The 22217-nt window shown below is 71.4% G+C and carries 17 protein-coding genes and 3 tRNA genes; 6 read left to right on the top strand and 14 right to left on the bottom strand.

The window, feature by feature from the left end:
* Positions 1 to 156: 156 nt before the first annotated feature.
* Positions 157 to 1479 (top strand): RNA polymerase sigma factor, encoded by a 1323-nt coding sequence (locus ACFYNL_RS08770; RefSeq protein WP_388798818.1) that lies wholly within the window; start codon positions 157 to 159, stop codon positions 1477 to 1479.
* Positions 1480 to 1633: 154 nt separating this feature from the next.
* Here the strand turns inward: ACFYNL_RS08770 and ACFYNL_RS08765 are convergent, their stop codons facing one another.
* The 4 genes from ACFYNL_RS08765 to ACFYNL_RS08750 all read right to left on the bottom strand — a co-directional run bounded on the left by ACFYNL_RS08765 (position 1634) and on the right by ACFYNL_RS08750 (position 7386).
* Entirely contained in the window at positions 1634 to 3562 is a 1929-nt protein-coding gene (locus tag ACFYNL_RS08765) for an ABC transporter ATP-binding protein (protein WP_388798815.1), read from the bottom strand.
* Positions 3562 to 5295 (bottom strand): ABC transporter ATP-binding protein, encoded by a 1734-nt coding sequence (locus ACFYNL_RS08760; RefSeq protein WP_388798812.1) that lies wholly within the window; start codon positions 5293 to 5295, stop codon positions 3562 to 3564. Before ACFYNL_RS08760 ends, ACFYNL_RS08765 begins: the two co-directional genes overlap by 1 nt.
* Before the next feature lie 162 nt (positions 5296 to 5457).
* Entirely contained in the window at positions 5458 to 6915 is a 1458-nt protein-coding gene (locus ACFYNL_RS08755; RefSeq protein WP_388798809.1) for an FGGY family carbohydrate kinase, read from the bottom strand.
* 162 nt (positions 6916 to 7077) lie between these two features.
* The gene (locus ACFYNL_RS08750; protein ID WP_388798806.1) at positions 7078 to 7386 is read right to left on the bottom strand and encodes a YtxH domain-containing protein; all 309 of its coding nucleotides are present in this window, start codon (positions 7384 to 7386) and stop codon (positions 7078 to 7080) included.
* 159 nt (positions 7387 to 7545) lie between these two features.
* Here ACFYNL_RS08750 and ACFYNL_RS08745 point away from each other — a divergent pair.
* From ACFYNL_RS08745 to ACFYNL_RS08735, 3 genes are all read left to right on the top strand, one after another.
* Positions 7546 to 7618: transfer RNA gene (locus ACFYNL_RS08745), tRNA-Asn, on the top strand.
* A gap of 5 nt (positions 7619 to 7623) precedes the next feature.
* Positions 7624 to 7696, top strand: a tRNA-Asn gene (locus tag ACFYNL_RS08740).
* 179 nt (positions 7697 to 7875) lie between these two features.
* A tRNA-Ile gene (locus ACFYNL_RS08735) sits at positions 7876 to 7952 on the top strand.
* Positions 7953 to 7998: 46 nt separating this feature from the next.
* On the opposite strand, the gene ACFYNL_RS08730 is transcribed toward ACFYNL_RS08735, so the two are convergent.
* From ACFYNL_RS08730 to ACFYNL_RS08705, 6 genes are all read right to left on the bottom strand, one after another.
* Positions 7999 to 9738, bottom strand: coding sequence for a VanW family protein (locus ACFYNL_RS08730; protein ID WP_388798804.1), 1740 nt, complete (start codon positions 9736 to 9738; stop codon positions 7999 to 8001).
* A gap of 235 nt (positions 9739 to 9973) precedes the next feature.
* On the bottom strand, positions 9974 to 11119 hold the full coding sequence (locus ACFYNL_RS08725) for a DUF475 domain-containing protein (RefSeq protein ID WP_388800553.1): 1146 nt from the start codon (positions 11117 to 11119) through the stop codon (positions 9974 to 9976).
* Positions 11120 to 11121: 2 nt separating this feature from the next.
* Positions 11122 to 11517, bottom strand: a complete 396-nt coding sequence (locus ACFYNL_RS08720) for a universal stress protein (protein WP_388800550.1) — start codon at positions 11515 to 11517, stop codon at positions 11122 to 11124.
* Between the two features lie 27 nt (positions 11518 to 11544).
* Entirely contained in the window at positions 11545 to 13047 is a 1503-nt protein-coding gene (locus ACFYNL_RS08715) for a tripartite tricarboxylate transporter permease (RefSeq protein ID WP_388798801.1), read from the bottom strand.
* Positions 13048 to 13054: 7 nt separating this feature from the next.
* On the bottom strand, positions 13055 to 13591 hold the full coding sequence (locus ACFYNL_RS08710) for a tripartite tricarboxylate transporter TctB family protein (protein ID WP_388798798.1): 537 nt from the start codon (positions 13589 to 13591) through the stop codon (positions 13055 to 13057).
* A complete protein-coding gene (locus ACFYNL_RS08705; RefSeq protein ID WP_388798795.1) occupies positions 13588 to 14592 on the bottom strand; it encodes a Bug family tripartite tricarboxylate transporter substrate binding protein in 1005 nt (334 codons plus the stop codon). The genes ACFYNL_RS08710 and ACFYNL_RS08705 overlap by 4 nt, the downstream gene beginning before the upstream one ends.
* A 97-nt stretch (positions 14593 to 14689) precedes the next feature.
* Here ACFYNL_RS08705 and ACFYNL_RS08700 point away from each other — a divergent pair, with 97 nt between their 5' ends.
* Positions 14690 to 16372 (top strand): ATP-binding protein, encoded by a 1683-nt coding sequence (locus tag ACFYNL_RS08700; RefSeq protein ID WP_388798792.1) that lies wholly within the window; start codon positions 14690 to 14692, stop codon positions 16370 to 16372.
* Positions 16369 to 17049, top strand: coding sequence for a response regulator (locus ACFYNL_RS08695; protein ID WP_388798789.1), 681 nt, complete (start codon positions 16369 to 16371; stop codon positions 17047 to 17049). The genes ACFYNL_RS08700 and ACFYNL_RS08695 overlap by 4 nt, the downstream gene beginning before the upstream one ends.
* A gap of 63 nt (positions 17050 to 17112) precedes the next feature.
* Here the strand turns inward: ACFYNL_RS08695 and ACFYNL_RS08690 are convergent, their stop codons facing one another.
* The 4 genes from ACFYNL_RS08690 to ACFYNL_RS08675 form a co-directional block, all read right to left on the bottom strand.
* Positions 17113 to 17376: a DUF1876 domain-containing protein gene (locus ACFYNL_RS08690; protein WP_388798786.1), complete on the bottom strand. Its 264-nt coding sequence runs from the start codon at positions 17374 to 17376 to the stop codon at positions 17113 to 17115.
* 443 nt (positions 17377 to 17819) lie between these two features.
* Positions 17820 to 18854: a rod shape-determining protein gene (locus tag ACFYNL_RS08685; RefSeq protein WP_388798783.1), complete on the bottom strand. Its 1035-nt coding sequence runs from the start codon at positions 18852 to 18854 to the stop codon at positions 17820 to 17822.
* A 506-nt stretch (positions 18855 to 19360) separates the two neighbouring features.
* Positions 19361 to 20722, bottom strand: a complete 1362-nt coding sequence (locus ACFYNL_RS08680) for a carboxyl transferase domain-containing protein (RefSeq protein WP_388798780.1) — start codon at positions 20720 to 20722, stop codon at positions 19361 to 19363.
* Entirely contained in the window at positions 20715 to 22163 is a 1449-nt protein-coding gene (locus ACFYNL_RS08675; protein ID WP_388798778.1) for an acyl-CoA synthetase, read from the bottom strand. Before ACFYNL_RS08675 ends, ACFYNL_RS08680 begins: the two co-directional genes overlap by 8 nt.
* Between the last annotated feature and the right edge of the window lie 54 nt (positions 22164 to 22217).

The following is a 22217-nucleotide window of genomic DNA, read 5'->3' as shown; positions in this document are numbered from 1 at the left end:
CGCGCCGCGCCGCCGTCCCTCCGACCCCCCGGCGCCTGAGGACGCCGCCGTCCTGCGGCCGGACGGTCCGAGTAACCGCCCGGTCACGGACCGGACGCAAAAAGTCACCGCACGCCCCTCGTGGCGGCGATGTGTCGTACTCCACACTGGGTTGCGGTGCCTGAGTCCTCGGAGCGCGGCCGATCCGTTCCTCACGGGTCCCACACCCCCGCGGTTCCGCTCATCGCGTACGGGACGGACAGCGGCGAGGCCGCCGACTCCGCCCTCGAAGCAGCGCTGCCGTACGCCTCGGCAGCGATCATCCTGGAGGTCGCCCCCGTGCAGACCCAGACCCTCATCCAGACCGACAGTACGGACGGCACGGATCGGGACGCGGAGACCGGCGTTCTCGTCGCGGTGCCGCCGCAGAGCCGTGTCGCGCACCACCCGGAGACGGAGCCGGAGGCCCCGTCCGAGGCGGCCGAGCCGCCCGCCGACGCCGATGCCCTGGACGGCCCCGAGGCCGCCGAGCCCGTGGAGCCCGTCGAAGCACCGCTGCCGCCCCGCGCCCGTACCGCCGACACCAGCGGCCCCTCCTCCGACCTGTTCCGCCAGTACCTGCGGGAGATCGGCCGCATCCCCCTGCTCACGGCCGCCGAGGAGGTCGAACTCGCCCGCCGCGTCGAGGCCGGCCTGTTCGCCGAGGAGAAGCTGACCAGCACCCCCGACCTGGAGAGCCGGCTCGCCCTCGACCTGGACCGCCTCGTCGTCATGGGCCGGATGGCCAAGCGCCGCCTCATCGAGGCGAACCTGCGGCTCGTGGTCTCCGTCGCCAAGCGGTACGTCGGCCGCGGCCTGACCATGCTCGACCTCGTACAGGAGGGGAACCTCGGCCTGATCCGCGCCGTCGAGAAGTTCGACTACGCCCGCGGCTACAAGTTCTCGACCTACGCCACCTGGTGGATCCGCCAGGCCATGTCCCGCGCCCTCGCCGACCAGGCCCGCACCATCCGGGTTCCGGTCCATGTCGTGGAGCTGATCAACCGGGTCGTCCGCGTACAGCGCCGCATGCTGCAGGAACGCGGCTACGAGCCGACGCCGGAGGAGGTGGCCGCTCACCTCGACCTGCCGCCCGAGCGGGTCAGCGAGGTCCTGCGGCTGGCCCAGGAACCGGTGTCGCTGCACGCCCCGGTGGGCGAGGAGGACGACGTCGCCCTCGGCGACCTCATCGAGGACGGCGACGCCGCCTCGCCGGTCGAGTCAGCGGCGTTCCTGCTGCTGCGGGAACACCTGGACGCGGTCCTGTCGACCCTGGGTGAGCGGGAACGGAAGGTCGTACAGCTGAGGTACGGCCTCGCGGACGGCCGCCCCCGCACGCTGGAGGAGATAGGCCGCATCTTCGGCGTGACGAGGGAACGGATCCGCCAGATCGAGTCCAAGACGCTGAACAAGCTGCGGGACCATGCGTTCGCGGACCAGCTGCGGGGCTATCTGGACTGATGCCGCCTGCGGGCCGGTGGGGGTTGTTCGCGCGGTCCCCCGCGCCCCTTGAGGGCGTCAACTGCACGTACCCGAGGGGCGCGGGGAACCGCGCGACCAGCCACAACGGCCCCGCAGCCGCCCCACGACACCACGCGGCAGCTCCGATGGCGCATCAGTCCACCTCGGCCACCGCCTGTGCGAACTGCGCCTGGTACAGCCGAGCGTAGGCCCCACCCGCCGTGAGCAGTTCCTCGTGCGTCCCCTGCTCCACGATCGACCCGTTCTCCATCACCAGGATCGTGTCCGCGTCCCTGATCGTCGACAGCCGGTGCGCGATGACGAACGAGGTGCGCCCGTGCGCCAGCTTCGCCATGGCCTTCTGGATGAGCACCTCGGTACGGGTGTCCACCGACGAGGTCGCCTCGTCCAGCACCAGGATCACCGGATCGGACAGGAACGCCCGCGCGATGGTGATCAGCTGCTTCTCACCCGAGCTGACCCCCGACCCCTCGTCGTCGATCACCGTGTCGTACCCGTCGGGCAGCGTACGGATGAACCGGTCCGCGTGGGCGGCCCGCGCGGCCTCCTCGATCTCGCCCCGGGTCACCTCCCGGGCGGCGCCGTACGCGATGTTCTGCGCGATGGTGCCGCCGAACAGCCACGTGTCCTGCAGCACCATCCCGATCCCGGCGCGCAGCTCGTCCCGCGACATGCGGGCGATGTCCACGCCGTCCAGGGTGATCCGCCCCGACGAGACGTCGTAGAACCGCATCAGCAGGTTGACCAGCGTCGTCTTGCCCGCCCCGGTCGGTCCGACGATGGCGACCGTGTGCCCGGGCTCCACCGTCAGCGACAGGTCCTCGATCAGCGGCTTGTCCGGGTCGTACCGGAAGGACACCGACTCCAGCGCCACCCGGCCCCGCAGCTCCTCGGGCCGCGCCCCGGGCACCGGATCGGCCTCCTGCTCCGCCGCGTCCAGCAACTCGAAGACCCGCTCGGCCGACGCCACACCCGACTGGACCAGGTTCGCCATCGACGCGACCTGCGTCAGCGGCATGGAGAACTGCCGCGAGTACTGGATGAAGGCCTGCACGTCACCGATGGACAGCGAACCCGACGCGACCCGCAGGCCGCCGACCACCGCGACCAGCACGTAGTTGATGTTGGACACGAACAGCATCAGCGGCTGCATGATCCCGCTGTTGAACTGGGCTTTGAACCCGGCCTCGTACAGCGCCTCGTTCTGCTCGGCGAACTGCCGCGCCGACTCCTCCTGCCGCCCGAACACCTTCACCAGGGTGTGCCCGGTGTACATCTCCTCCACGTGCGCGTTGAGCTTGCCGGTGGAGCGCCACTGCTGCACGAAATGCGGTTGCGACCGCTTCCCGACCCGGGTGGCCACCACGAACGACAGCGGCACGGTCACCAGCGCCACCAGTGCCAGCAGCCACGACACCCAGAACATCATCACCAGCACACCGATGATGGTGAGCACCGAGTTGATCAGCTGGCCCATCGACTGCTGGAGCGTCTGCCCGATGTTGTCGATGTCGTTGGTCGCCCGGGACAGCACCTCGCCGCGCCGGCTCTTGTCGAAGTACGACAGCGGCAGCCGCGACAGCTTCGCCTGGACGTCCTCGCGCATCCGGTACATCGTGCGGTTCACGGCGCGGTTCACCAGCCGTGTCGCCACCGCCATCAGCAGACCGGCCACGACGAACACGGCGAGCGCGAACAGCAGCACATGCCCGACGGCGGTGAAGTCGATGCCCTGACCCGGGGTGAAGTCGGTGCTGCGCAACATGTCGGCGATCTCGCCGTCGCCGCGCTCCCGCATGGCCGCGAGAACCTGGTCCTTGGTCGCCCCCGGCTCGAACTCCCGCCCGACGATGCCGGCGAACACCAGGTCGGTGGCCTCACCGAGGATCTTCGGCCCGGCGACCGAGAGGCCCACGCTCACGACCACGCAGAACAGCAGCCCGTAGAGGGTGAGCCGTTCGGGCTTGAAGCGGGCGAGGAGTCGTCGGCTCGACACCTTGAAGTCCAGCGAGCGGTGGTCCGGTCCGGTGCCGGCCATCATCCGCCCCATCGGCCCGGCCATCAGGCGGCCTCCGCTTCCGTCAGCTGGGAGAGCACGATCTCCCGGTACGTCTCGTTGTCCGCCATCAGCTCGTGGTGCCGGCCCGTGCCGACCACCCGCCCCTCGTCGAGCACGACGATCCGGTCCGCGTCCCGGATGGTCGCCACGCGCTGGGCGACGATGACGACGGTCGCCTCGGCGGTCTCCCGGGCGAGCGCCGCACGCAGCGCCGCGTCCGTGGCGTAGTCGAGGGCCGAGAAGGAGTCGTCGAACAGGTAGATCTCCGGACGTTGCACGAGGGTCCGCGCGATCGCCAGCCGCTGCCGCTGACCACCGGACACGTTCGTGCCGCCCTGCGCGATGGGCGCGTCCAGCCCGCCCTCCAGCCGCTCCACGAACTCCTTGGCCTGCGCCACCTCCAGTGCGTGCCACAGCTCCTCGTCCGTGGCGTCCGGATCGCCGTAGCGCAGGTTGGTGGCCACCGTCCCCGCGAACAGGTACGGCTTCTGCGGCACCAGCCCGACGGTCCGCGCCAGCAGCCCTGGATCGATGGACGCCACGTCCTCGCCGTCCACCAGCACCTGCCCGTCCGTCGCGTCGAACAGCCGGGGGACCAGCCCCAGCAGGGTCGACTTCCCGCTGCCCGTCGAGCCGATCACGGCCGTCGTCTCGCCCGGCAGCGCGACCAGGTCGATCCCCTTCAGCACCGGCTCCTCGGCACCCGGGTAGCGGAAGCCCGCGTCCCGGATCTCCAGATGGCCGTGCCGGCGCAGCTCCCGCACCGGCGCGGCCGGTGGAACCACGCTCGACGAGGTGTCCAGCACCTCCTGGACGCGCTCGGCGCACACCTCCGCGCGCGGCACCATCATGAACATGAAGGTGGCCATCATCACGGACATCACGATCTGCATCAGATAGGCGAGGAACGCCGTCAGGTCACCGATCTGCATCCCGCCGCTGTCGATGCGGTGCGCCCCGAACCACACCACCGCGATCGACGACAGGTTCACCACCGTCATCACGATCGGGAACATCAGCGCGAGCAGATTGCCCGTGCCCATCGCCATGTCGGTGAGCTCGATGTTCGCCTTCCGGAACCGCTGCTGCTCGTACTCGTCGCGCACGAAGGCACGGATCACCCGGTTGCCGGTGATCTGCTCGCGCAGCACCCGGTTCACCGTGTCGAGGCGCTCCTGCATGGTCCGGAACAGCGGCCGCAGCCGCCGTACGATCAAGGTCACGCTGATGCCCAGCACGGGCACCACCGCGACCAGCACCGCCGACAGCGGCACGTCGAGGCCCAGCGCCAGCACGATGCCGCCCACGCACATGATCGGCGCCGACACCATCAGGGTGAACGTCATCAGGGCCAGCATCTGGATCTGCTGGACGTCATTGGTCGTACGGGTGATCAGCGAGGGCGCGCCGAACTGCCCGACCTCACGTGCCGAGAAGGACTGCACCCGGTCGAAGACGGCCGCCCGTACGTCCCGGCCGAGCGCGGCGGCGGTCCGGGCGCCGTAGTGGACGGCACCGATGTTGCACACGACCTGAGCCAGCGAGATGCCGATCATCAGGGCGCCGTGGGACAGGATGAAGCCGGTGTCGCCGTTGACGACGCCCTTGTCGATGATGTCCGCGTTCAGCGTGGGCAGGTAGAGGGTGGCGCAGGTCTGCAGGAACTGCAGCAGCACCAGCCAGGCGATGGGTTTTCGGTAGGGCCTGAGGTAGGTCCGCAGAAGTCGTATGAGCACGCTGCTTCTCTCGGAGTGGGCGAGTCGACGAGGAGAGGGGCCATTGGTTGCCCTTGGCCCCTATCGTCGAACACTCCACCCGTGTTACCTCAACCGATTAACCCTTCAGCGGTGCTTCGTACGGCCTTCCGGGTGCGGTTCACACCGGTCTCTCACCTTCCGCTACGGCCGGAACGCCCCGGGATGCGTCTGCTCCCGAACCGACACGAACTGCTGGCGCACCGCCTGACCCACCGCCAGCTCCTCACCCGGTTCCAGGACCTGCGCGGCCGCGCCCTGCCAGACGGGCGGGGTGCGCGGGTCGAGAGAACCCTGCGACACGCCGAGCGCCCACGCCGCCTGCCGGGCGGCACCGATCGCCGCGTAGTCCGCGGGCTGCGGTACGACGACCTGCGCCCCGAACAGCATGGGCGCCGCCGCCTGCACCGCGGGCAGCTCGGCGGCCGCCCCGAGCAGGAAGATCCGCCGCACCTCGACGCCCCGGCCGCGCAGCACGTCCAGCGCGTCCGCGAGCCCGCACAGCATGCCCTCGAACGCCGCCCGCGCCAGATGCTCCGGCTTCATCGACTCCCGCCTGAGCCCCGCCAGCGTTCCCGCGGTGTGCGGCAGGTTCGGCGTCCGCTCGCCCTCCAGATACGGCAGCAGGACGAGGCCGTGGGCTCCGGGCGTCGACTTCATCGCCAGGTCGGACAGGCTCTGCAGGTCGGCCGCGCCGAGGAGTTCGGCGGTGCCGCGCAGGGTGCGGACGGCGTTGAGGGTGGTGACGACCGGCAGGTGCATGCCCGTCGCGTCGGCCAGCGAGGTGATCATCCCGCTGCTGTCGACGAGGGCCTCGGGGTGGACGGCCATCACGGACCCGGAGGCGCCGAGCGACACGACGGCGTCGCCCAGCCCGATGCCGAGCCCGAAGGCCGCGGCCATGGTCTCGCCGGTGCCCGCGGAGATCAGCAGCCCCTCCGGGGTCGTACCGGCCGCCTCCGCCGGTCCGATCACCTCGGGCAGCATGGCCTGGCGTCCGAGCGCCAGCTCGACGAGGTCGAAACGGTAGGAGCCGGTGGCCGCGGACCAGTACCCCGTCCCCGAGGCACCGCCGCGATCTGTGGTCCTTCTCACGGGCCGGCCGAGGAGCTGCCACACCAGCCAGTCGTGCGCCTGCATCAGGACGGCGGCGCGCGCCGCGTGCTCCGGCTCGGTCTTGGCGAGCCAGCGCAGCTTGGTCACCGGCTGCGCGGCCTGCGGCACACAGCCCACCGCCTGCGCCCACGCCTCACGACCGCCCATCGCGTCGATCAGGTCGGCCGCCGCGACCTGCGCCCGCTTGTCCCCGCCGACCATCGCCGGGCGCACGGTGTTGCCCTGGGCGTCCAGCGGCACCACGGCGTTCTGCTGCGCCGACACGCCGATGGCCTGCACGCCTTCGAGCAGCCCGCCCCCGGCGGCCTCGCCGAGGGACAGCAGCCAGGCCTGCGGGTCGACGTCGGAGGGACGGGTGCCGCTGCCGTCCGGCGACTCCACCGGGTGCGGGGCGTACCCCTGCCTCAGCACGGCCCCTGTGTCCGTGTCGCATACGACGATGCGCGTGAAATCGGGCGAACTGTCCAACCCGGCGACTATCCCCATGGCCCAAATTGTGCCGTAGCGCTGCGCTTGCTCGGGCCATGGGCGCCGCGGGGACACGTGCGAGTTTCCGGGCGCGGGCGTGTCGCGGCCGATCGCGCCCGCGTGACCCGCTCGCCAGTCGGCACGGCCACGCGTCCCCTCAGAGCACCGCGGTCACCACGGTCATGTGTTGCTCGTGCCCCAGTCGTCCTCCGCGCCGCCGTTGTGGGCGCTGCGTTCGCGCAGGTTGCGGACCCGGTCGGCGACCGATTCCGGCACCCGGTCGCCCACCTTGTCGCTGACCGCGTGGTAGGCCTTGCCCGCGAAGACGCGGCTCTGCTGTGCCGCCGTCTCCGCGGTGTTGCGGACGGCGGGGTTCTGCGCGACCTGGCGCGCGGACTTCTTCAACTGCTCGTAGCGCTCGCGTCCGGCCCGTGTGCCGAGCACGTACCCGACGGCGAGTCCGACGATGAACGTGAGCCGGTAGCGCATGGCGGCCACCCTTCCCTTGTGTAGGTCCCTGGTGCGGCGTCGGCGCCGGGGGAGAACCGATTGGCGGAGCACCCCCCTGCTTGCGCTAATGTATGTGTCGCAGCGAGCGCACGCCCCCTGGCGAATACCCAGGTAGGTACGTTCGATGCAACGAGGCATTCCTCCGTAGCTCAATTGGCAGAGCAGCCGGCTGTTAACCGGCAGGTTACTGGTTCGAGTCCAGTCGGGGGAGCTCGGTCCTCCGTAGCTCAATTGGCAGAGCAGCCGGCTGTTAACCGGCAGGTTACTGGTTCGAGTCCAGTCGGGGGAGCATGCTGAACGAGGACCCCCTCAGGGGTCCTTTTTCATGTTCGGCCTCGTGCCCGGGAACCGCGCAGGTCGGAGCGGAGTCCTTCAGGGCATGCGAAGTCGACCATACGAAGCAGGAGATCGTATGAGCGGCTATGCTGCGGCAGACGGCGCGCACACTTGTACGCGACACGCCGCTATGGGGCGGTAGCTCAGCCGGTTAGAGCAGCGGACTCATAATCCGTCGGCCGTGGGTTCGAGTCCCACCCGCCCCACCAAGCGCCCTCGGTGCAGAAACGATGCGACCAGGCGGTTGACGAGAAGTCACTCGCAGACGATCTCGTCCCGAGGGTCGTAGTGGGTGCGGAACGGCTCCCGCTTCACCTCTTCGCCGTCACGGAGGAAGACCCGCTCCACGGTGACGTCGAATCCCTCCAACGGAGTCTGCGGCACGCACTTCTCGTCGGTGCTCACCTTCTTGCGCGGCTCCTTGACGTTCCTGCGCGGACCGGTGACCGACTCGATCTCGTCGTACTTCCGGGTGCCGAGGAAGCTGATGGTCACCGAGGTGTCGGTGGACTCGGCCCGGATGTAGACGGCGTTGCCGGAGTCGTTGCGGAACCGCAGGTCCAGGCTGCCCCAGGCGACCGTCGCCTCGCGGCCCTCGGGGTAGCGCTCGATGTAGAACGAGTGGGCGCCGTACTCCACGGGCTTGAGACCCGCGAAGAACATCGCGTTGAACATGGTCGTGGCGACGGCGGAGACACCGCCGCCGGGCGCCTTCTTGTACTGGTCGTCGAGGATCATGACGCCCTCGACGAAGCCGTTCTCCTCCGTGCGCTCACCGACGGTGCGGTTGAAGCTCCAGGTCTTGTCCGGCATCACGACGGAGCCGTTGATCAGTTCCGCGGCCCGGCCGATGTTCTTCGTGCGGTACGGCGCCGGCTCGAAGTTCACCGTGAACGAGGACATCTTCTCCGTCAGGCCCAGCCGTTCGGCGTTCTCGGCGGTCACCTGAGGCTGGGTCACCCGGGTGGCGATCGCCCCGCTGCGGTCGGTGCCCGACCTGGTCAGTAGCGGCATGACGGCCTTGCCCAGCGCCTCGTCGGTGACCTGGACGGCGGCCCTGGCGTCGTCATCGGCCACCACCTTGTCGCCGTCGAGGCGCAGCGTGGCGTTCCGGGGCTCGGTCGGCAGGCCGGACAGCGGGCGGGCGACCGCGGGGGCGGCGCGCAGGCCCTTGGCGTCCAGCCGCGGGGTCAGCCTGCCGTTGCCGTCCGGTCGCATCGTCAGGTGTTCGCCCAGGACGTCCGGGTCGACGGTGAACCGCCGGTCGGCCACGGTCAGCCTGATGGGCCACGACATGGCCGGCCGGGCGAACTCGCGCACCGCCCGCCGTACCTCCCGCTCCGTGACCTTCGGTGTCGTCACACGGGCGGGCAGGGCCGTGACGGAGCCGGTCTCGGCGCGCAGGAAGGCGGCGCGCAGCGGCTCGACGGCGGCCCTGGTGTCCAGGGCGCGGCCGTCGCGCGGGGCGATCTGGCGGACGCGGCCGTCGTCGAAGGTGACGGCGCCGTCGCGGACCTTCTGGTCGAGCGACTTCGCCAGCCGGCCCAGACCGGAGCGGGCCTTGTCCTCGTCGACGCGTACGACCGGCTCGACGGCGCCGCCCGAGTGGAACAGCCCGCCGATCACGGTGAACGGATCGGCGTCGTCGGTGCGCCCGGCACGGTCCACCGTCCTGGCGTAGTCGAAGGTGATGCCGACCTGCCGGGGCTCGACGGTGCCCTTGCGGTCGCCGACCGTCACGGCCAGCTCCCGGGACGCGGCCGGCCCCAGCCGGTCCTGCAGTTTCCGTACGGCCTCCGCGCGGCTCAGGCCGCCGATGTCCACCCCGCGCACGGTCGTCCCCGCCTCTATGTCGCCGCCCGCGACCAGCAGCCCGGCGAGGTACAGGCCGCCGACGCCCAGGGTCAGCGCGCCGCCGGCCAGGGCGAGGGGCGGCAGGGAAGTTATGCGGGGAGCGAAGGCTCCTCGCGGGACGGAGGGGATGCGCAGGCGCATGGGTCTCCCGGCGGATCGACAGGTGGTGCGGTCTTCGACGGCACGGCGCTGTGCGTGAGGCAAACACATCCAGCTAGCCATATCCGGGCGAAATCGCCTATGTCGTGGAACACGTTCGCCCCGGATCACGCAGGTGCCGCAGTCACCGCTCCCCTCGGTCCCCCGGTCGACGACGCGTGGGAACGCCCCCGCACGGTCCTGCGGGCGCGTTCCCACGCTGGGGGAGAGAGGCAGGTCAGGCCCGGGAGGGCACCTCGGCCGTCTCGGTCGGCGCCGCCTGCTGGTCCCCGGACGCCGCCAGGGCACGGTTGCGGCGGACGGAGGCGATGAAGGACGCCGCGATCAGGACGACACCGATCAGACCGGTGATGATCTCGCTGATCTGGTGCTGGATGGTGATCAGCAGGATCACGGCGAGCGCGCCGATCGCGTAGTGGGCGCCGTGCTCCAGATAGACGTAGTCGTCGAGGGTGCCCTGGCGGACCAGGTACACCGTCAGGGACCGGACGTACATGGCGCCGATGCCCAGGCCGAGCGCCATCCAGAAGATGTGGTTGGTGATGGCGAAGGCACCGATCACACCGTCGAACGAGAAGGACGCGTCCAGGACCTCCAGGTACAGGAAGAGGAAGAACGCCGCCTTTCCGGCGAGGGCGACCACCGGGACCGGCCTGCCTTCCGCCCTGGCCTTCTCCGCCTCCTCGTGCTCGTGTTCCTCCTCTTCTTCGAGCTTGTCCTCGAAGTAGCCGGACAGGCCGCCGACCACGAGATAGGTGATCAGCCCGGCGACGCCGGAGAGCAGCACGGTGGCGGTCTTGTCCGCGTGGCCGGTGCTGACGTGGGCGTGACCGGCGAAGGTCATCGCGGTCGCCAGCAGGACGACCAGCGCGACACAGGCCGACAGCATGTCGATCCTGCCCAGCCTGGCCAGCGGACGCTCCAGCAGGCCGAGCCACTTGATGTCGCGGTCCTCCAGGATGAAGTCCAGGAAGATCATCAGCAGGAACATGCCGCCGAAGGCCGCGATCGCCGGGTGGGCGTCGGTGACCAGGTCCTCGTAGCGTTCGGGCTGGTCGAGGGCCAGCTGGACCGCCTCGACGGGGCCCACCTTGGCGCTGATCGCGACGATCACCACCGGGAACAGCAGCCGCATGGCGAACACGGCGACCAGGATGCCGACGGTGAGGAAGATCTTCTGCCAGAAGGCGTTCATCTTCTTCAGGATCCCGGCGTTGACCACCGCGTTGTCGAAGGACAGCGAGATCTCCAGGACGGACAGGATCAGGACGAGCCCGAAGGCCTCCCAACCCCACTGCCAGGCGGCGAAGGCGAGGCCGAGCGCCGTGACGGCGAACGACCAGCCGAAGGTCCTCAACACGATCGTCAGCCCTCCGCCTTCACGGCGAGGACCGGACAGCCCACGCCCAGCAGGATCTGCTGGGCCGCCGAGCCCATGATCAGCTTGCCGACCGCGCTGCGCCGCCGCAGCCCGATCACCACCAGGGACGCCTCCGTCCGCTCCGCGAGATCGATGATCTCGTCGGCGGCGTCCCGGGCGCCCAGGACCTGGCGGACGTCGAAGTCGACGCCGAGGGCCGCGAGGTCCTCGCGCACATGGGTCAGGTCGGGTTCCTGGGCGAAGCGGGGGTCCACCAGGGCGTCGCCCCGGCTGGTGTTCACCACCAGGAGTTTCTCGCGGCGCCGCCCCGCCTCGTCGATCGCCGCGCGCAGCGCCGCCTCCCCCTCGGGCGAGGGGACGTAGCCGACCAGGATGGTCATCTCGTGTCTCCAGATGTCTCGGGTGTCTCAGACGGCGCTTCGCGCGCGCAGGGGACGTACGACGAACCGGCCGATCAGCGGCCACACCAGGACCAGCGCGATCACCGTGTAGACCGTGTACGACACCGGGCCGCCCAGCAGGCCCGACAGCTCACCGCCGGACAGCTGCAGGGAGCGCCGGCCCTGCAGCTCCGCGCGCGGGCCGAGGATCACGCCGACGATCAGCGGCAGGACCGGCAGTCCGAAGCGGCGCATGGCGAAGCCGAGGAGGCCCAGGGTGAGCAGGATGAACAGGTCCAGGGGCTGGGCGTTGACGGCGTAGGCGCCCATCGACGCGAAGAAGAGGATGCCCGCGTACAGGTAGGGGCGCGGGATCTGCAGCAGCTTCGCCCATGCCGGAGCCAGCGGCAGGTTCAGCAGCAACAGCAGCAGGTTGCCGATGAAGAGGCTGGCGATCAGGACCCAGACCAGGCTCGCCTCGCGTTCGAACAGCAGGGGGCCGGGCTGGATGCCGTTCGACTGGAAGGCCGCCAGCATCACGGCCGCCGTGGCGTTGGTCGGCAGGCCGATCGCCAGCATCGGCACGAGGGTGCCGGCGGCGGACGCGTTGTTCGCGGCCTCCGGGCCCGCCACGCCCTCGATGGCGCCCTTGCCGAATTCCTCGGGGTGCTTGGTCAGCCGCTTCTCGGTGGCGTACGACAGGAAGGTGGGGATCTCCGCGCCGCCGGCCGGCAGCGCGCCGAACGGGAAGCCGTACGCCGTGCCGCGCAGCCAGGGCTTCCAGGACCGCTTCCAGTCCTGTCCGCCCATCCAGGGCCGCCCCACCGGGATCACCTCGGCCGGCTTGCGGCGCAGGTGCGCGGCCACCCACAGCGCCTCGCCGACCGCGAAGATGCCGACGGCGACCACGACGACGTCGATGCCGTCGGCCAGCTGCGGCACGCCCAGGGTGAGCCGCTGCTGGCCCGACACCGAGTCGATGCCGACCAGGCCGATCGTCAGGCCCAGGAGCAGCGAGACGAAACCCCGGATGCGCGAGGAGCCCAGCACCGACGTCACGGCTATGAACGCCAGCAGCATCAGCGCGAAGTAGTCGGGTGCGCCCAGGCTGACCGCGAAGTCCACCACGAACGGGGTGACCAGGACCAGCAGCAGGGTGCCGATGGTGCCCGCCACGAAGGAGCCGATCGCCGCCGTGGCCAGGGCCTGGGCGGCGCGGCCGGCCTTCGCCATCTTGTTGCCCTCGATGGCGGTGACCACGGACGAGGACTCGCCGGGGGTGTTCAGCAGGATCGACGTCGTCGAGCCGCCGTACATGCCGCCGTAGAAGATGCCGGCGAACATGATGAACGCCTGCACCGGCTCCATGCCGTAGGTGACGGGCAGCAGCAGGGCCACCGTCATCGCCGGGCCGATGCCCGGCAGGACGCCCACCGCGGTGCCGATGACCACGCCGACCAGGGCGAGCAGCAGGTTCATCGGGTCCATGACGTCCGCGAAGCCCTGCATGAGGTTGTTCAGGTTGTCCATCGGGGCCTCACAGGATTCCTTGCAGGACCCCGGCGGGGAGGTTGACGCCGAGGCCGATCGCGAACGCGTAGAACGTCGTCAGGGAGAGCGTGGTCGCGATGAGCAGGTTGCGGATGTAGTGGCGGTTGCCCAGGGCGAACGCGGTGCCCCAGAACAGCAGGGCGCCGCTGATCACCCAGCCGAGCCGCTCGATGAGCAGCGCGTTCGCCAGGAACACCCCGACCAGCAGCAGCACGGTGCGCCAGTCGCTGCCGCTCGACAGGTCGACGTCCTCGCCGGCCTCCGGCTCACCGCGGCCGCCCCGGGCCACGTCGACGGCGTACAGCGTCGCGAGCAGCACGAGCAGGCCGCCCAGGATCAGCGGTACCGCGCGCGGGCCGACCGGGTCGGTGCCGCTGGTGATGTGCGGGATCCCGAGGGCGTCCACGATCACGGCGGTGCCCAGCAGGGCGAGGAACGCGCACACACCGTACTGTGCGCGGTCCCCGCCCTCCCGGGGCGGACGGGAGTCCTCCACGGTCCGTTCCCTCACGTCGGAGCTCATGCCAGCCCGAGTTCGGCCAGCAGGTCGGCGACCGCCTTGTCCTGCTCGGTCAGGTAGCTGCCGAACTCGTCACCGGCCGCGAAGGCGTCCACCCAGCCGTTCTTCTCCAGCTGCGCCTGCCACTCCTTGGAGTCGTGCATCGTGGTCAGCGAGTCGATCCAGGTCTGCTTCTGCTCCGCGGTGATGCCGGGAGGGGCGACGATGCCGCGCCAGTTGGTGAAGACCAGGTCGATGCCCTCGTCCTTGAGCGTCGGGGCGTCCTTCAGTGCCTCGACCGGCTTCTCGCTGCTGACCGCGAGGACCCGCACCTGGCCGGCCTCGACCTGGTCGAGGAACTCACCGAAACCGCTGGCCCCGAAGGCGATCTTGTTGCCGAGGATGGCCGGCAGCAGCTCGCCGCCGCCGTCGTAGGAGACGAAGTTGACGTCCTTCGGCTTGATGCCGACGGCCTTCGCCAGCTGCATCGGCAGCAGGTGGTCGGGGCCGCCCGGCGACGAGCCGCCGCCGACGGCGAACTTCTTCGGATCCTTCTTCCAGGCGGTGACGAGGTCGTCCATCGTCTTGTACGGGGAGTCCTTCGGCACGACGATCGCGCCGGCCTCCTCGATCAGCTTGGCGATCGGCGTGGTGTCGGTCAGCGTCGCCTTGGACTTGGAGGTGTACGAGGCCCCGACGACGCCCAGGCCCATCTGCATGGCCAGCTTGCCGTTGCCCTTCTCGTTCACCAGCCGCTGCAGACCCACCGTGCCGCTGGCGCCGGGCAGGTTGAACACCTGGACCCCGGAGGCGACCTTGGTGTCCTGCATGACCTGGGAGACGGTGCGGGCGGTGAGGTCGTAACCGCTGCCCGGGGTGTTGGGGACCATCAGACGCAGGCCGGTCACGGGCTTGCCGTCACCGCCACCGCCCTCCTGCTTGTCCGCGGTGGCACCACAGGCGCTGACCGCGATCATCGACACGGTGGCAAGAGCTCCGACAAGTGCGGCTCGTCGAGTTCTCATGGCTCATCTCTTTCGCTCGGCCCGTTCCGGCGCCATGATTGTGCGGTTCCTGAGACACCCCGTCTCGGTTGTGTGACCATTGAAGGTTGAGTTCATAGTGGTCATAACGTCACGGTCGCAACGGCGTCAGACGCTCGCGGGCGAGCTGCTGGTATGGCAGCTCGCCATCGTCGTGATCGTGCTGGTCGCGGTCGCCGCCGTCTCACTGGCCCAGTCCAAGGCGACCTTCGACCGGGTCGAGGGGCGCCGGGTGACCGCGCTCGCCGAGGAACTGGCCGGCAACCCCCTCGTGCGCATCCAGCTCGTGCGGCCCGCCCCGGCGGAGATGCTCGCACCGCTGCTGCAGTCCACACGGACCAGGTCCGGCATCAGCTCCGCCACGGTCGCGGACGCCGACGGCAAGATCGTGGCCTCCACCGACCCCACCCTCCTCGGGACCCGGCTGCCGGTCTCCGGCGCGGATGCCGCCGGCGGCCGCGGCTGGTCCGGCGAGCTGCCGGTGAACGGTGTCACCGAGCTGGCGGCGCAGGCGCCGGTGCTCCAGGCCGAGGAGGACGAGGAGCGCGGCCTGCGGACCGGGGACCACCTCGGCACCGTGATGATCGGGCGGGCCTCGCCGTCGGTCGGTCAGCGGCTGGTGGGTGCCTCCTCGTACCTGCTCGTCTACCTGGGCGTCGCCAGCGTCCTCGGCGTGGCCGGCTCCTGGCTGCTGGCCCGGCGCATCAAACGGCAGACCTTCGGCATGGAACCGCGCGAGATAGCCGGGCTCGCGGAACACCGCGAGGCGATGCTCTTCGGGATCGCCGAGGGCGTGGTGGCCCTCGATCCGCAACAGCGGCTCACCCTGGTCAACGCCGTCGGCCGCAGGCTGCTCGACCTCCCGGAGAACTGCGTCGGGATGAGCCTGACCGACCTCGGGATCGAGGGACGGCTGTACGACGTCCTGGCCGGGACCGCGCCCGACTCGCAGGCCGGCGACCTCACGCGGCGCGACGAGGTGGTCGTACGCCGGGGCCGGGTGCTGGTGATGAACCGGATGGACGTCACCAAGGACGGCCGTCGCCTCGGCTCCGTGACGACGCTGCGTGACCGCACTGAACTCGCCCAGCTGGAAAGGGAGTTGGGGTCCTTCCGCAGCAGCACCGAACTGCTGCGGGCACAGGCCCACGAGTTCTCCAACCAGCTGCACACCATCTCCGGGCTCATCCAGATCGGCGAGCACGACGAGGTCGTACGGTACGTGCGCGCCCTGCGTAAACACCGCGAGTCGCTCGATCTGAACCTCACCAGCCGGGTCCGCGACCGGGCCGTCGCCGCGTTGCTCATGGCCAAGTCGTCGCTCGCCGCGGAACGCAAGGTACGTCTGAAGATCTCCGAGCGCACCGCACTGGAACGGCTGGAGCCGACCGACTCGGCGGACGTGGCGACCGTGCTCGGCAACCTCGTGGACAACGCGGTCGACGCCGCCGTCGCGGGGGACGACGACCACGAGGCGTGGGTGGAGGTGGAACTGCGCCAGGACGCCTCCAGCGTGGAGATCGTCGTACGCGACTCGGGGCCCGGGGTGGCGCCCGAGCTGGCGCAGGAAGTGTTCTCGCACGGGTTCACGACCAAGGCCGCACAGGGCGGCGACCGGGGGATCGGCTTGGCACTCACCCGGCTCGTGTGCAAACGCCGCGGCGGAGAGGTGTCGGTGACCAACACGCAGGAGGGCGCCATGTTCACCGCCCGGATGTCCGTCGGCCGCCCGGCCGACCGAACGACGGAGAGAGTCCGATGATCGACGTGCTGATCGTTGACGACGACTTCATGGTGGCGCGGATCCACCGCGGATTCGTGAACGACGTCGACGGGTTCCGGGTGATCGGCACGGCGAACTGCGGGGAGCAGGCACTCACCGCCGTCGCCGAGACGCAGCCCGACCTGGTGCTGCTCGACCTCTATCTGCCCGACATGTTCGGACTTGAGATCATCCCGCGGCTGCGCACCGCCGGGCACGACTGCGACGTCATGGTGATCAGCGCGGCCCGTGAGTCGGAGGCGGTGCGCGGCGCCGTACGGCAGGGCGTCGTCGACTACCTGCTCAAGCCGTTCGACGCCGGCGACCTCAGGACGCGCCTGGAGCAGTACGCGGCCCGGCGGAGCAACCTGTACGCGGCGGTCGTCAGCGGGCAGTCCGACGTGGACCGGGCCCTGGCGCGGGGCGCGGCGCCGGTCACCGCTGCGGCGCCGCTGCCCAAGGGCATGAGCGTGGAGACCGCCGAACTGATCGAACGCGAGCTGCGCGCCGCCGACGGCAGCCTCTCCGCCGCCGAGTGCGCCGCCCGGCTCGGGGTGTCGCGGGTCAGTGCCCGCCGCTACCTGGAGCACTTCAGCGTCACGGGGCGGGCGGAGGTGTCGCTGCGCTACGGGCAGGCGGGGCGGCCGGAGCGGCGCTACAGCTGGCTGGACGACTGACGCCGGGGCAGCCGTCCGGCGCCGGGCGGCCCGCACGGGGCCGGCCGCCCGACGCCGGACGTGTCACCGGTCGACGGGACCGGTCAGCTGGACGATGTCGTCGGATGCCATGTCGTGCAGCCTGATGGCCAGGTCCTCCAGAGCACGGCTGGCGGCGAGTTCGTCGCCGATCTCGGGGATCGGCCGGTCGATCGGATTGCGGTGGGCCACACCCCGGCCGGTGACGGTCGCGGTGTCGGCGTCCTGGGCGCTCAGCACGGCCTCGGCGCGGGTGTCGTCGCCGTCCTCGGTGATGTGGATCCGGACGGTCCAGTGCTTGTCTTCCATCGAGATCACTTCCGTACGGGGTGAGGAGAACGGGCTTCCCCCACTGTCGAGCGTGCGCCTGTTCCCGGGCCGGGTCCAGCGCGAGCCGACACCCCGGTGCCACGCTTCGACGCGTGCGTGCCGCTCGGTCACGGCCCGGTGACCGCAAGGCCGCCGTGCCCCCGGTGCACCCCGAGAAAGCGGGCTTGCGCGCAACCGCTCCGGGCGCGGAGGCATGACAAGTGCCTCGGTGGGCACGATGTGCCGAAAGGTCGCGGAGAGAAGGCTGGTTCCGACGGACCCGGCCGGCCACGAGGAGGGCGCCATGAACCGCCAGACACACGTCCGCGTTCGTGTCACCCGCCGACCCGCGGCTCCCCGCGACACCAGGGGGGAGATCGACCGCCGCACGCCGTCGGGGCGGATTCTGCCGTACTGACGGGCGAGGCGGCCCGCGGGCGGGCTCAGTCGGCCGTGTCCAGCTCCAGCGGCGCGATCTTGCCCTCCAGCATGGTGCCCAGGCCCTGCACGGCGCAGACGTCGGGGCGTTCGGCGATGTGCACGGGCATCCGGGTGGCCTGCTTCAGCATCTGGTCGAAGCCGGGCAGCAGCGCACTGCCGCCGACCATCGTGATCCCGCGGTCGGCGAGGTCGGCCACGAGGTCGGGCGGGCACTCGCGCAGCACCTTGCCGATGGCGTCGAGTACGCCGGTCAGCGGGGTCTGGATGGCCTCCCGTACGGCGGCGGTGTCCACCTGGACACTGCGGGCCAGGCCGGTGCAGACGTCGCGGCCGTGGATCTCGGTGGAGGTCGGTCCGTGCGGCGTGAGCCCGTTGCCGGAGAGCGCGAGCTGCAGGGGCCGTACGTTCTGGCTGGGCAGCATCAGCTCGTGTTCGTGCCGCAGGTGCTGCACGATCGCGTGGTCGACGGCCTCGCCGCCCACCCGGATGCGTTCGGCGGTGACGATGGCCCCGAGCGAGAGCACGGCGACCTCGGTCGCGGCGGCCCCGCACACCATGATCATGCTGGCCTCGGGCTGCTCCACGGGCAGTCCGCAGCCGACGGCGGCGGCAATGAGGGTGTCGACCAGCTCCACGCGCCGGGCACCGAGGCCGACGAGGGTCTCGATGGCGGCGCGCTGCGCGAGCGGGTCGGCGTCGTGCGGGGTGCAGGCCGCGGCCCGCAGGAACGGCTTGCGGCGCAGGGTGCGGCGCATCTTGTCGCCGAGGAGGTGGCGCAGCATGCGCTGCGCCATCTCGATGTCGACGACGGTGCCGCCCGAGACGGGCCGTACGACGCGGATGTAGGGCGGGGTGCGTCCGGTCATCCGCTCGGCGAGCTCGCCGACCGCGATGAGGGCGCCGGTACGGGTGTTGACGGCCGCGGCGGAGGGCTGGTCGACGACGAGTCCGGCGCCCTTCACATAGACGCGGGTCCTGGCAGCCCCCAGGTCGACGGCGAAATGGCAGCGGCGCAGCTGCTCCAGAGTGGCGGTCATGGCGGATCCTCCCGAGAGCGCAGACCGTGGGGGCCGGTGGGTGGGTGGCGGGCCTTGCGCATGGGGTCGTGTGGGGGGTGTGCATGCGGGGCCGCCCGGTGGGGGGCCTCTCTGGCATGGTGCGCGCGGCCCGGTGGGGGGCGCCTTCTGGAGGGGGCCGGGTGGGGTGCGGCCGAATGGGGGTTTGTCCGGCGGTCTTCGGCGAGTCGCCTGCGTGGACCCGGCGATTCGGCCCCGGCAGGAGCCGGTGGACGGCAGGCCGTCGGCATGGGCGGCGGGTTGCCCGGCGACGGTGAAACCGAACAGCACGCGGTGCGCGGCCGGCCCCGGCCGGTCGGGGGCGTGCTGAAGGACACGCGGGTTCGTAGCGGTTGGGTGCGTAGCCCGATCGCCCGCCCGGCCCCACCCTCCGGCCGCCCGACCACCCGACCGGCCGGAGGGTGGGGCCGGGCGGGCGTCGGGGAGGTGAGGGGCGCGGTCGTCCGTCGGGGGACGGGCGGGGGCGTTCAGGGGGGAGGGGTGCTCGGGTGCGGGGGCCGGTGGACTGTCGCCCGGATCACTCCGAGGTCGACCAGGTCCTGGGGCCGCAGGCGGAGTTGGTCCGCCGTCGCCTCCACCTCCCGCGGTGGCCGCTTCAGGATCGCCGCCGCCGACTCCGGTGCTATGACCGAGAAGTAACTGTCCGGCGTGGCCCAGGTGTTGCCGGGCGCCGCCAGGGCCAGCGCCCCGCCCGAGCCGCCCTCCCCGATCACCAGCGTCGTGATCGGGACGCGGGCCGCGGCCACCGCGCCGAACAGGTCCGCGATCGCCGCCCCCACGCCCTGCCGCTCCGCCTCCGCGTCGTTCGCCGCGCCCGGCGTGTCCACCAGGGTCAGCACCGGGATGCCGAGCCGGTCCGCGAGGCGGATCAGGCGGGTGGCGGTGCGGTACCCGGCGGGACGGGTGGCGGTGCCGGTCTGGGCGGCGTACGCGACCGTGCGGCCCTCGTGGTCCCCGAAGCCGCACAGCATGCCGTCGGGGTCGGTGCCGCCGCAGCGGTCGCCGCTGATGGTGACGCGGTCGGTGAAGTACGCGTCCAAGTAGCGGGCGGCACGCGGACGTTCGGGCGAGCGGGCGCGCCGGACCGCGTCCCAGCCGGTGGCGGGCGGGTCGGTGGCGCCGAGCGGGCGCGGCGGCGGGGCGGCTTCGGTGCCGGGTGCCGTGAGCAGCCGTAGCCACCGGCCCAGTTCGGTCCGCAGCGCCTCGGGCCGCACGACCGCGTCCACCGCACCCGCCCGCACCTGCGCCTCCGCCGTGTAGGCGGCCGGGTCCGCGTCCGGTGGGCGGACCCGGGAGCCCGCGAATCCGACCTGGGCGCCGGGAAGGGCGAGGGACACGTCGGCGCCCGCGCCGAGGGTGGCCCAGCCGCCACCGGTCGTCGGGTCCCGCAGGACCGCTATCTGCGGCAGCCTGGCCGCGCGGGTCAGTTCCGACTGGCGGGCCACCCGCTGGAGTTGGGTCAGGGCGAGCATGCCCTCCTGCATCCGGCTGCCGCCCGTCGCGACCAAGGGGACCACCGCAAGACGCCGGTCGCGGGCGTACGTGTACGCCGCCTCCAGCCGGTCGCCGGTGCGTTCGCCGAGCGAGCCGCCCAGGAAGCCGAACTCGAAGGCGATCAGGACCGCGCGGGTGCCCTCGACGGTGGCGGTGCCGCAGAGCACCGACTCCTCCTCGCCGGTGCGTTGGGCGGCGCGGGCGCGCGAGGCGTCGTAGCCGGGCCAGCCGAGGGGGCCGTCCGGCACCGGGTCCCCTGCCGGGCGGGGGAGTTCGGTGAAGTCGTCGGCGAGCAGGGCGAGGGCCTCCCGCGCGCTCGGGCGCCGCTCAGTCATGGCTCAGCGCCCGCTTCATGACCTTCCCCATGTCGTTGCGGGGGAGCGCGGTCAGGTGGTGGACGACGCGCGGGCGCTTGTGCGGGGCGAGGCGGCGGGCCACGTGGTCGGCCAGTTCCCGCGCGCTCGGCGGCGACTGGGGGTCCTCCGCGACGATCCACGCCACGATCCGCTCACCCAGGTCCGCGTCCGGCTCGCCGGTGACGGCCGCCTCCCGTACCCCCGGATGTTCGAGCAGCGCGTTCTCGATCTCACCCGCCCCGATCTTGTAACCGCCGCTCTTGATCAGGTCGGTGGCCTTGCGGCCGACGATGCGGACGTACCCGTCGGGATCGCGCACCGCCATGTCGCCGGTGCGGAACCAGCCGTCCTCGGTGAACGCCGCCGCCGTGGCGTCGGGGCGGCCCAGGTACTCGCTGAACAGGTTCGGGCCGCGCACCTGGATCTCGCCCACGGTCTCGCCGTCGTACGACGCGACCGGCACCCCGTCCTCCTCCACGAGCCGCAGTTCCACGCCCGGCAGGGGCACGCCGACCGTCCCGGCCCTCGGTTCGCCGTCCGCGCGCACGCTCGTGTTCATCAGCGTCTCGGTCATGCCGTACCGCTCCACGATCCGCTGCCCGGTCGCCGCGGTGATCCGCTCGTGGTCGTGCACGGGCAGCGCGGCCGACCCCGAGACCAGCAGCCGGGCCCTGCCCAGCGCCTTCGCCAGCTGTGGCGTCTCAGGGAGCGCCTGGGCGATGCGGTGGTACATCGTCGGCACGCCGAACAGCATGGTCGCGCCGTCGGTCAGCTCGCGCGCCACCCCCTCGGTGTCGAACCGGCCGAGGTGACGGACGGATCCGCCGCGGCGCAGCGGGCCCAGGATGCCCAGGACCAGGCCATGCACATGGAACAGGGGCAGGCCGTGGACGAGGACGTCGTCGGCGGTCCACTGCCAGGCGTCGGCGAGCGCGTCCAGGGTGTGCGCGACGGCGCGGCGCGGGATCACCGCGCCCTTGGGCGGGCCCGTGGTGCCGGAGGTGTAGACGATCAGGGCGGGGTCCTCGCCGGAGGCGGGCGGGTCGGGGAGAGCGCCGCCGGCCTGCGCGTCGACGTCCACGCGCGCCAGGCCGAGCAGCGGGGCGGGGAGTTCGTCGGCGGGTGCGGCGAGGACGAGGCTCGGCGCGCTGTCCGCCAGGATGTGCCCGAGTTCCTTCTCCCCGGACTTGGGGTTGAGCGGCACGGCGGCGACCCCGGCCTCCAGCGCCGCGACCACCGCGACGGCCGTCTCCAGCGTGGGGGTCGCCCACACGGCGACCCGGCTCGCGTCGGCGATCCGGTCCGCGAGGGCGCCCGCCGCGGCGGCGAGCTCCGCGTAGGTCAGGGCCCTGTCGCCGAACCTCAGGGCGGTGCGGCCGGCCGACGGAGCGGCTGTCAGGCCCGGGAAGAGTGAGGACACGCGTCGTACTCCTTGGCTGTGGCTGCCTGTCGTGACTTGGTGTCGCCTGTGATC

The sequence above is a fragment of the Streptomyces sp. NPDC007808 genome (assembly GCF_042868655.1).
Taxonomy (GTDB): domain Bacteria; phylum Actinomycetota; class Actinomycetes; order Streptomycetales; family Streptomycetaceae; genus Streptomyces.
Note: the sequence above shows the minus strand (reverse complement) of the source record. Positions and strands in the feature narration are given on the sequence as shown.

Excerpts from the sequence above, each read along its gene's own strand:
- ACFYNL_RS08750 (WP_388798806.1), bottom strand. The coding sequence starts at position 7,386 with ATGCGCTACCGGCTCACGTTCATCGTCGGACTCGCCGTCGGGTACGTG.
- ACFYNL_RS08730 (WP_388798804.1), bottom strand. The coding sequence starts at position 9,738 with ATGCGCCTGCGCATCCCCTCCGTCCCGCGAGGAGCCTTCGCTCCCCGC.
- ACFYNL_RS08715 (WP_388798801.1), bottom strand. The coding sequence starts at position 13,047 with ATGGACAACCTGAACAACCTCATGCAGGGCTTCGCGGACGTCATGGAC.
- ACFYNL_RS08755 (WP_388798809.1), bottom strand. The coding sequence starts at position 6,915 with ATGGGGATAGTCGCCGGGTTGGACAGTTCGCCCGATTTCACGCGCATC.
- ACFYNL_RS08680 (WP_388798780.1), bottom strand. The coding sequence starts at position 20,722 with ATGACTGAGCGGCGCCCGAGCGCGCGGGAGGCCCTCGCCCTGCTCGCC.
- ACFYNL_RS08720 (WP_388800550.1), bottom strand. The coding sequence starts at position 11,517 with ATGACCATCCTGGTCGGCTACGTCCCCTCGCCCGAGGGGGAGGCGGCG.
- ACFYNL_RS08685 (WP_388798783.1), bottom strand. The coding sequence starts at position 18,854 with ATGACCGCCACTCTGGAGCAGCTGCGCCGCTGCCATTTCGCCGTCGAC.
- ACFYNL_RS08695 (WP_388798789.1), top strand. The coding sequence starts at position 16,369 with ATGATCGACGTGCTGATCGTTGACGACGACTTCATGGTGGCGCGGATC.
- ACFYNL_RS08765 (WP_388798815.1), bottom strand. The coding sequence starts at position 3,562 with ATGGCCGGGCCGATGGGGCGGATGATGGCCGGCACCGGACCGGACCAC.
- ACFYNL_RS08705 (WP_388798795.1), bottom strand. The coding sequence starts at position 14,592 with ATGAGAACTCGACGAGCCGCACTTGTCGGAGCTCTTGCCACCGTGTCG.
- ACFYNL_RS08690 (WP_388798786.1), bottom strand. The coding sequence starts at position 17,376 with ATGGAAGACAAGCACTGGACCGTCCGGATCCACATCACCGAGGACGGC.
- ACFYNL_RS08710 (WP_388798798.1), bottom strand. The coding sequence starts at position 13,591 with ATGAGCTCCGACGTGAGGGAACGGACCGTGGAGGACTCCCGTCCGCCC.